Below are 3515 nucleotides of genomic sequence, written 5' to 3' on the forward strand. Positions count from 1 at the left end.
CCGGCATCTCCCGGATGAAGGGCAACCCGAAGCTGCCGTTCCTGATCGCCGTCGCGTTCGCGGTCGCCGTGATCACCGCGCTCGTACTGTGGAGCCGCGCGCCCGACTACCGCGTGCTGTACAGCAACCTGTCGGATCGCGACGGCGGCGCGATCATTGCCGCGCTCCAGCAGGCAAACGTTCCCTACAAGTTCGCCGATGCCGGCGGCGCGATCCTCGTGCCGTCGAACCAGGTGCATGAAACGCGCCTGAAGCTCGCCGCGATGGGCCTGCCGAAGGGCGGCTCGGTCGGCTTCGAGCTGATGGACAACCAGAAATTCGGCATCAGCCAGTTTGCCGAACAGATCAACTACCAGCGCGCGCTCGAAGGCGAGCTGCAGCGCACCATCGAATCGATCAACGCCGTGCGCGGCGCGCGCGTGCATCTCGCGATCCCGAAGCCGTCGGTGTTCGTGCGCGACAAGGAAGCGCCGAGCGCGTCGGTGTTCGTCGACCTCTACCCGGGCCGCGTGCTCGACGAGGGCCAGGTCCAGGCGATCACGCGGATGGTGTCGTCCGGCGTGCCCGACATGCCCGCGAAGAACGTGACGATCGTCGACCAGGACGGCAACCTGCTGACCCAGACTGCCTCGGCATCCGGTCTCGACGCGAGCCAGCTCAAGTACGTGCAGCAGGTCGAGCACAACACGCAGAAGCGCATCGACGCGATCCTCGCGCCGATCTTCGGCGCGGGCAACGCGCGCTCGCAGGTCAGCGCGGACCTCGATTTCTCGAAGCTCGAGCAGACGTCGGAAAGCTACGCCCCGAACGGCACGCCGCAGCAGGCCGCGATCCGCAGCCAGCAGACCAGCAGCGCGACCGAACTCGCGCAGGGCGGCGCGTCGGGCGTGCCGGGCGCGCTGTCGAACACGCCGCCGCAGCCGGCGTCCGCGCCGATCGTCGCCGGCAACGGCCAGAACGCGCCGCAGACGACGCCGGTGAGCGACCGCAAGGACCAGACGACCAACTACGAAGTCGACAAGACGATCCGCCATCTCGAGCAGCCGATGGGCAGCGTGAAGCGGCTGTCGGTCGCGGTCGTCGTCAACTACCAGCCGGTCGCCGACGCGAAGGGCCACGTGACGATGCAGCCGCTGCCGCCCGCGAAGCTCGCGCAGGTCGAACAGCTCGTGAAGGACGCGATGGGCTACGACGAGAAGCGCGGCGACTCGGTGAACGTCGTGAACAGCGCGTTCTCGACCGCGAGCGACCCGTACGCCGACCTGCCGTGGTGGCGCCAGCCCGACATGATCGCGATGGCGAAGGAAGCGGCGAAGTGGCTCGGCATCGCGGCGGCCGCGGCGGCGCTCTACTTCATGTTCGTGCGCCCGGCGATGCGCCGCGCGTTCCCGCCGCCCGAGCCGGCCGCGCCGGCGCTCGCGGCACCGGAAGATCCGGTCGTGCTCGACGGCCTGCCGGCGCCGGAGAAGGCCGAGGAGTCCGACTCGCTGCTGCTCGGCTTCGAGAGCGAAAAGAACCGTTACGAACGCAACCTCGACTACGCGCGCACGATCGCCCGCCAGGATCCGAAGATCGTCGCCACCGTCGTGAAGAACTGGGTGTCCGATGAACGCTGAAGGCTTGACCAAGAGCGCGCTCCTGCTGATGTCGATCGGCGAGGAAGAGGCCGCGCAGGTATTCAAGTTCCTCGCGCCGCGCGAGGTCCAGAAGATCGGCGCCGCGATGGCCGCGCTGAAGAACGTCACGCGCGAGCAGGTCGAGGAGGTGCTGCAGGAATTCACGAAGGAAGCGGAGCAGCACACCGCGCTGTCGCTCGATTCGAGCGACTACATCCGCTCGGTGCTGACCAAGGCGCTCGGCGAGGACAAGGCCGGCGTGCTGATCGACCGCATCCTGCAGGGCAGCGACACGAGCGGCATCGAAGGCCTGAAGTGGATGGACTCGGCCGCCGTGGCCGAACTGATCAAGAACGAGCATCCGCAGATCATCGCGACGATCCTCGTGCACCTCGACCGCGACCAGGCGTCCGAGATCGCGTCGTGCTTCACCGAGCGGCTGCGCAACGACGTGATCCTGCGGATCGCGACGCTCGACGGCATCCAGCCGGCCGCGCTGCGAGAACTCGACGACGTGCTGACGGGCCTGCTGTCCGGCAGCGACAACCTGAAGCGCAGCCCGATGGGCGGCATCCGCACCGCGGCCGAGATCCTGAACTTCATGACCAGCGTGCATGAGGAAGGCGTGCTCGAAAGCGTGCGCCAGTACGACGCCGAACTCGCGCAGAAGATCATCGACCAGATGTTCGTGTTCGAGAACCTGCTCGACCTCGAGGACCGCGCGATCCAGATGGTGCTCAAGGAAGTCGAGTCGGAAACGCTGATCATCGCGCTGAAGGGCGCGCCGCCGGCACTGCGCCAGAAGTTCCTCGCGAACATGTCGCAGCGCGCGGCCGAACTGCTCGCCGAGGATCTCGACGCGCGCGGCCCGGTGCGCGTGTCCGACGTCGAGACGCAGCAGCGCCGCATCCTGCAGATCGTGCGCAACCTGGCCGAGAGCGGCGCAATCGCGATCGGCGGCAAGGCGGAAGACGCGTATGTCTGATTCGGCGAGCGATCGCGCGGGCACCCTCACCGCGTACCAGCGGTGGGAGATGGCGTCGTTCGACCCGCCGCCGCCGCCGCCACCGCCCGACGACGCGGCAGCGGCCGCCGCCGCGCTCGCCGAGGAACTGCAGCGCGTGCGCGACGCCGCGCACGCCGAAGGCCATGCGGCCGGCCACGTCGAAGGCCAGGCGCTCGGCTACCGGGCCGGTTTCGAGCAGGGCCGCGAACAGGGTTTCGAAGCCGGCCAGGCCGACGCGCGCGAACAGGCCGCGCAGCTCGCGGCGCTCGCCGCGTCATTCCGCGAGGCCGTGTCGACCGTCGAGCACGATCTTGCATCCGACCTCGCCCAGCTCGCGCTCGACATCGCGCAGCAGGTCGTACGCCAGCACGTGAAGCACGACCCGGCCGCGCTGGTGGCTGCCGTGCGCGACGTGCTCGCGGCCGAACCCGCGCTGTCCGGCGCGCCGCATCTCGCGGTGAATCCGGCCGACCTGCCCGTCGTCGAAGCCTATCTGCAGGACGATCTCGACACGCTCGGCTGGAACGTGCGCACCGACGCGTCGATCGATCGCGGCGGCTGCCGCGCGCACGCCGCGACCGGCGAGGTCGACGCGACGCTGCCCACGCGCTGGCAGCGCGTCGCCGCCGCGATCGGCAAGGTGAGCGCATGGTGACGCCCACGCCCGAGTCGATCCTGTACGACGGCATGACGCCGCTCGAACGCGAACTCGCGCTCGCATCGTTCGGCCCGGACGCCGCGCACGAACCCGCACGAGACGGATACCCGCACGGCGCCGCTGCAACGGCCGACGCCTCCGGCGCCACGCTGCGCGCACCGCACAACCCGCATCTCGCGCACTGGCGCACCCACCTGAACGGGCTCGCCACGCGCAGCCACCGCGCGCTGCCGCT

Annotated in this window: 3 protein-coding genes and 1 pseudogene; all 4 read left to right on the forward strand. The window is 69.4% G+C overall.

What is annotated here, in order from left to right; translation table 11 throughout:
• On the forward strand, nucleotides 1-1616 hold a 1616-nt coding region (fliF, locus tag G3N64_RS38445; protein ID WP_205788801.1), incomplete at its 5' end, for a flagellar basal-body MS-ring/collar protein FliF.
• A complete protein-coding gene (fliG, locus tag G3N64_RS38450; protein ID WP_205788802.1) occupies nucleotides 1606-2601 on the forward strand; it encodes a flagellar motor switch protein FliG in 996 nt (331 codons plus the stop codon). The genes fliF and fliG, both read left to right, overlap by 11 nt.
• On the forward strand, nucleotides 2594-3277 hold the full coding sequence (gene fliH / locus G3N64_RS38455; RefSeq protein WP_205788803.1) for a flagellar assembly protein FliH: 684 nt from the start codon (nucleotides 2594-2596) through the stop codon (nucleotides 3275-3277). Before fliG ends, fliH begins: the two co-directional genes overlap by 8 nt.
• Nucleotides 3271-3515 (forward strand): annotated as a pseudogene (locus G3N64_RS38460) (flagellum-specific ATP synthase FliI); the annotation flags it as partial. The gene fliH and the pseudogene G3N64_RS38460, both read left to right, overlap by 7 nt.

Origin of the sequence: Burkholderia sp. Ac-20344, assembly GCF_017104975.1 — a bacterium.
Classification (GTDB): Bacteria; Pseudomonadota; Gammaproteobacteria; order Burkholderiales; family Burkholderiaceae; genus Burkholderia.